This window comes from Allobosea sp., from assembly GCF_017308075.1.
Lineage (GTDB): Bacteria > Pseudomonadota > Alphaproteobacteria > Rhizobiales > Beijerinckiaceae > Allobosea.
Genome location: NZ_JAFKFX010000001.1, coordinates 1 through 5,498 on the forward strand (window position 1 = coordinate 1; position 5,498 = coordinate 5,498).

The 5,498-nt window shown below is 64.0% G+C and carries 3 protein-coding genes and 1 pseudogene; 2 read left to right on the forward strand and 2 right to left on the reverse strand.

All coding sequences use genetic code 11. The annotated features are described in order from the left end of the window. Positions 1-26: 26 nt before the first annotated feature. Together istB and istA are read right to left on the reverse strand one after the other, a co-directional pair. Complete coding sequence (gene istB / locus J0J10_RS00005) at positions 27-755, reverse strand: IS21-like element helper ATPase IstB (protein ID WP_151612119.1); 729 nt, start codon at positions 753-755, stop codon at positions 27-29. Continuing rightward, positions 755-2,254: an IS21 family transposase gene (istA, locus tag J0J10_RS00010; RefSeq protein ID WP_151612121.1), complete on the reverse strand. Its 1,500-nt coding sequence runs from the start codon at positions 2,252-2,254 to the stop codon at positions 755-757. The genes istB and istA overlap by 1 nt, the downstream gene beginning before the upstream one ends. A 108-nt stretch (positions 2,255-2,362) precedes the next feature. Between istA and J0J10_RS00015 the strand changes: the two are divergent. Together J0J10_RS00015 and J0J10_RS00020 are read left to right on the forward strand one after the other, a co-directional pair. Next, positions 2,363-4,468, forward strand: a pseudogene (locus J0J10_RS00015) (error-prone DNA polymerase); the annotation flags it as partial. A 120-nt stretch (positions 4,469-4,588) separates the two neighbouring features. Next, complete coding sequence (locus J0J10_RS00020; protein ID WP_291644243.1) at positions 4,589-5,353, forward strand: DNA-binding protein; 765 nt, start codon at positions 4,589-4,591, stop codon at positions 5,351-5,353. Positions 5,354-5,498 lie beyond the last annotated feature (145 nt).

The window sequence follows — 5,498 nt, forward strand, 5'->3', positions numbered from 1 at the left end:
CTCCGGATCGGTGGTGTGCGGGGAACTCAGAGCCTGTTCTTGAAGCGCCAGCTCTCGTTGCCGGTCTCGACGATGTCGCAGTGATGGGTGAGCCGGTCGAGGAGCGCGGTGGTCATCTTGGCGTCGCCGAAGACGGACGGCCATTCGCCGAAGGCGAGGTTCGTGGTGACGATGACGGAGCTCTGCTCGTAGAGCCTGCTGACCAGGTGGAAGAGCAGTTGTCCGCCGGACTGGGCAAAGGGCAGATAGCCGAGTTCGTCGAGGACGATGAAGTCCATGCGTGCGAGATAATCGGCCATGCGGCCCTGGCGGCCGGCGCGGGCTTCGGCCTCGAGCTTGTTGACGAGATCGACGACGTTGAAGAAGCGGCCGCGAGCACCGGCACGGATGCATGCCCGGGCGATCGCGATGGCGAGATGGGTCTTGCCGGTCCCAGTCCCGCCGACGAGGACAACGTTGCGCTGGTGCGCCAGGAAGTTGCCGCCGGCGAGATCATGAACGAGGGTCTCGTTGATCGGGGTTCCGTCGAAGGCGAAGTCGGCGACATCCTTGGCGAGCGGCAGCTTGGCGATGGTGATCTGATACTTGATCGAACGAGCCTGCTTCTCGGCGATCTCGGCGGCGAGCAGATCGCCGACGACGCGCTGCGGCTCGTGCTGGCGCTTCACCGCCGAGGCGATGATCTCGTCGAAGGCGGCCTTCATGCCATAGAGCTTGAGCTCGCCCATGGTGGCGAGAATCTCCGAGCGTTCCATCACACGGCTCTCCTGAGGCTGTCGTAGCGGGCACAATCGGCGGCGGGCTCATGGCGCAGGCGCAAGGCATCGGGCGTCATGATCGTGATCGCTGCCGCCGGCTCGCGGCGCCGGGCCAGGATGTTGATGATCACGTCGGCGGAGTGGACGCCTTGCCGCAGAGCGTCCGCGCAGGCGGCTTCGACGGCGGACAATCCGTCGCTCAGCACCGCGGTGAGGATCTCGACCATCTGCCTGTCGCCGTCTTGAACGGCCGCGAGCTTGCGCCGGACCCGGTCGATCGCGCCGGGCAAGACCCAGTCCTTGAAGGGCGCTCCGTTCCGCAGGGCGCCCGGCTTGCGAGCCAGTACCGGGACATAGTGCCAGGGATCGTAGATCGTCTGGTCGCGGCCATAGCAGCGGGAATGCTCGCCGACGATACGCCCGTCCTGGCGCAGCTCGATCCGATCGGCATAGGCGCGGATCTCGACGGGGCGCCCGACCGCACTCGCGATGACCGAGTACTTGTTGTTGTCGAAGCGCACGAGACAGGTCTTCGACACCGAGGCTGGCAGTGAGTGGAAGCCGTCGAACCGCCCCGCGTAAGGCACCAGGCTCGGGCGCTCGGCTTCGAACATCTCCCAGATCGTGCGGTCACGTTGCTCCGGATGGCGGTGGGCCTTGGCGTAGCGGAGCACCTGATCCAGCAGCCAAGCGTTCAACTCGTCGTAGTTCTTGACCCGCAGGCGCGGGGCGAAGAAGCGCTCGCGCACGAGCCCGACCTGGTTCTCGACCTGCCCCTTCTCCCAGCCCGAGGCTGGCGTGCAGGCGACAGGGTCGACCAGATAGTGGCTGCACATCTGCTGGAAGCGGCGGTTATAGGCCCGCTCCTTGCCGACGAAGATCGTCTCCACCGCGGTCTTCATGTTGTCGTAGATGCCGCGCGTGCAGGCGCCCTTGAAGAAGGCGAAGGCGCGGTCATGGGCGTCGAAGACCATCTCCTGGCTCTCGCGTGGATAGGCCCGCACGAACAGCATGCGCGAGTGACAAAGCCGGACATGCGCCACCTTCACCTGGGTCGTGGCGCCATTGATGACGACGATCTCGTGGCTCCAGTCGAACTGGTAGGCCTCGCCGGGCGCGAAGCTCAAAGGCACATAGGCGTCGGCTGTGACGGCGGATTGCTCGCGGCGCCAGCCTCGCGCATAGCGACGAACGGCATCGTATCCGCCCTCGTAGCCGAGATCCCGCAGCTCTTCAAAAAGACGGATCAGCGTCAGGCGCTCGCGGGCCGGCTTGCCGTTGTTCGCCATCAGCAGCCGATCCAGCTCAGGGCGCCAGGGCCCTATCTTCGGCTGCGGCTGAACCTTCCGCTCATACTCGAACGACGTCGCGCCAGAGCGCAGCACCTTGCGCACCGTGTTCCGAGAGACGTGCAGCTCGCGGGCGATCTCCTTGATCGTCTTCCCGCGGATCGAAAACTCGCGCCGGATCCGCGCAATCGTATCCACGCCCTTCATCCCCCGCCCGCCCATCCGAAACCAGGATGGGCAGTCTCACCGAAACCGGCTCAAGGGGGTCAAAGTTGGACGCCGATCCCCCGCCTCATGGGGTCAAACTTGCACGCCGAAACACAGCAGTGGGTGTTCGACACCTATGGCCGGGATCACGCGGCCCTGTGTTCGACCGTCATCCGCTACCGAACCAAGGGTGCCTTGCGCGACGTCGGCAAAGCGCTGGGCCTGCCCGAGGACCTGATCGGGACGCTCTCGTCACAGGTCTGGGCCTGGTCCGAGGAGGGCGTCGAGAAGCGACACGTCGAGGAGCTCAACCTCAACCTGGCCGACCGACGGCTGCGCCTGGCGCTCGATCTCGCCCGCCAGCTACATGGCACCCCGCGGCATCTCTCGCAGCATCCCGGTGGCTTCGTCCTCACCCATGACCGCCTCGATGACCTTGTCCCGATTGAGCCGGCCGCCATGGCCGATCGTCAGGTCATCGAATGGGACAAGGACGACATCGACGCTCTGAAGTTCATGAAGGTCGACGTTCTCGCGTTGGGCATGCTGACCTGCATGAAGCGAGGCCTGGACATGCTCGCCGCCCACAAAGGTATCGCGCTCGACCTGGCCTCCATCCCGGCCGAGGATCCACGGACCTACGCGATGATCCGCAAGGCCGACACGCTCGGGACTTTCCAGATCGAGAGCCGAGCGCAGATGTCGATGCTGCCCCGGCTGAAACCCCGCACCTACTACGACCTCGTCGTCCAGGTCGCCATCGTCCGGCCAGGTCCGATCCAGGGCGACATGGTCCATCCCTATCTGCGCCGACGCGAGGGCCGCGAACCGGTGCACTATCCCAAGCCCGAACTGGAGAAGGTACTCGGCAAGACACTCGGCGTGCCGCTCTTCCAGGAGCAGGCGATGCGGGTCGCGATCGAATGCGCCGGCTTCACGCCCGGCGAGGCAGACATGCTGCGCAAGAGCATGGCGACCTTCAAGTTTACGGGCGGCGTGTCGAAGTTCAAGGAGAAGCTCGTCGCCGGCATGGTCGCCAACGGTTACGAGGCCGAGTTCGCCGAGCAGACCTTCCGACAGCTCGAAGGCTTCGGCTCCTACGGCTTCCCTGAGAGCCATGCGGCCTCCTTCGCTCTGATCGCCTACGCCTCGGCCTGGCTGAAATGCTGGCATCCGGACGTGTTCTGCGCCGCGCTCCTGAACAGCCAGCCCATGGGCTTCTATGCTCCTGCACAGATCGTGCGCGATGCCCGCGATCACGGCGTCGAGGTTCGGCCTGTGTGCGCAAACGCGTCTCGCTGGGACTGCACGCTGGAGCCGACCGGCGACGAGAGGCAGTTCGCCGTTCGCCTGGGGCTCAGGATGGTCAAGGGGCTCGCCAACGCTCATGCTGCCGCGATCATCACGGCCCGCGCCCGCCTTCCGTTCAAGTCGATCGAGGATCTCTGGCGCCGGGCTCGGGTGCCCGTGGCAGCGTTGGCGCAGATCGCCGAGGCTGACGGATTCCGGCCCAGCCTCAGGTTGGCGCGAAGAGAGGCGCTCTGGGCAATCCGGGTTCTGCGCGACGAGCCGCTGCCCCTGTTCGCTGCGGCTGCGGATAAGCACGCCGATGAAACGCCTGAGCCTGCCATCGCACTCCGGCCTATGGCGACCGGAGGAGATGTGGTCGAGGACTATCGCCATGTCGGGCTGTCGCTTCGCGATCATCCGGTCTCATTCCTGCGGCAGGATCTTCAGCGCAGGGGCATCGTCACCTGTCAGGCCGCAATGGACGCGCGCGACGGACGCTGGCTCGAAGCCGCCGGCATCGTGCTGGTGAGGCAGCGGCCGGGCTCGGCCAAGGGTGTGATGTTCATCACCCTCGAGGACGAGAGCGGTATCGCCAACCTTGTGGTCTGGCCGAAGGTGTTCGAGCGCTTTCGCCGGACGATCCTGTCGGCCGGGATGATCGCCGTGCGCGGGCGCATTCAGCGTGAGGGGGAGGTCGTGCACCTGGTGGCACAGAGGCTCACGGACCTATCTGCCGATCTCGCCGGCGTTGGCAAACGGGATCAGCCATTCCCGCTTCCTCACGGACGCGGCGACGAGTTCCACCATGGCTCGCCAACCCCCGACCCGCGCGACCTACCGCCGAAAGGAATGCGGACGCGCGACATCTACATCCCGGACCTGCACATCGACACGATCAAGGTAAAGACGAGGGACTTCCGATAAAACGTCGACGTTCTCGGGAAAGGATGCGGAAACTCTATTGTTCGGCATTCACAGCCCGTGGGCCTTGGTCAACCTCGCCTTCACCAGTGCACCGCCAAGTTGCGTTTGCTGGAGGTGCCTATGCCTACGAGAGAAGAAGTCTACGAAGTTGCCGACCAAATCAGGGATAGCGCTAAGCGCGTCTCAGTCCGAAGCGTTCAGAAGATGCTTGTGAACGGCGGCTCTTACCGATCGATTGGCGAGCATCTGGCATCTTGGAAAGCAGATCGATCCTACCAGCACACTCTGGAGAGTGCCGGTCTCCCTGAAGCTCTTCAACGTCAGCTGGCTGCATTAGGTAAGGTCCTTTGGGAACAGTCCATGCAGGAGGCTACAGCTCGGTTCGAGGCCCTTCGAGCAAGTGAAGAGGGGCTCCGTGACGAGGGTCTCACTCTAGCCGATGTTGCTGAATCGCGAATTGCGGCAGCAGAGCGCCGCGCCGAGCAGCTTGCGTGCGAGCTCGCGGTAGCGCGGGAACAGATCAAGGGGCTCACCAGGAAGCGGAGGGCCGTCAGCGCCGTAGGCGAAGGGTCTGCTGGCATCCGGCGCGATGAGCGTAAATTATCCGGCAAAGTCTGGGACCAAGTCATGGTGGAAATCCACGACTGGATGCAGCGCACGGCCAGCAAGGGCAACGGTGTAAGGAGTTTCCATCCAGCGGAGCTTCTAGCCGCGTTGCCCAGCGGCCTAATGGAGACAGCAACGAAGCGCGGCGAGATTCTGGATGCCGCTACACTTTCCAGTCGGATGGCCACGCGAGCGAAACACAAGAAATTCTTCGTGCGTGAGGCGGGGACAGGCTTGTTTGGACTGCTACCGGGCTACCGCCATGCGGGTAACAGGTAACAGCTGCGCGGCGGCGTTACCTGTTACCGACACAAGCACTTTTTTCGAGGTTTTATTCCGATGCTGCTTCAAAGCGCTAACAAGGTCGCCTGGGCCTATCAAATGGATCACGTTCGAATGACCTACGACGAGCGCGCACAAATTT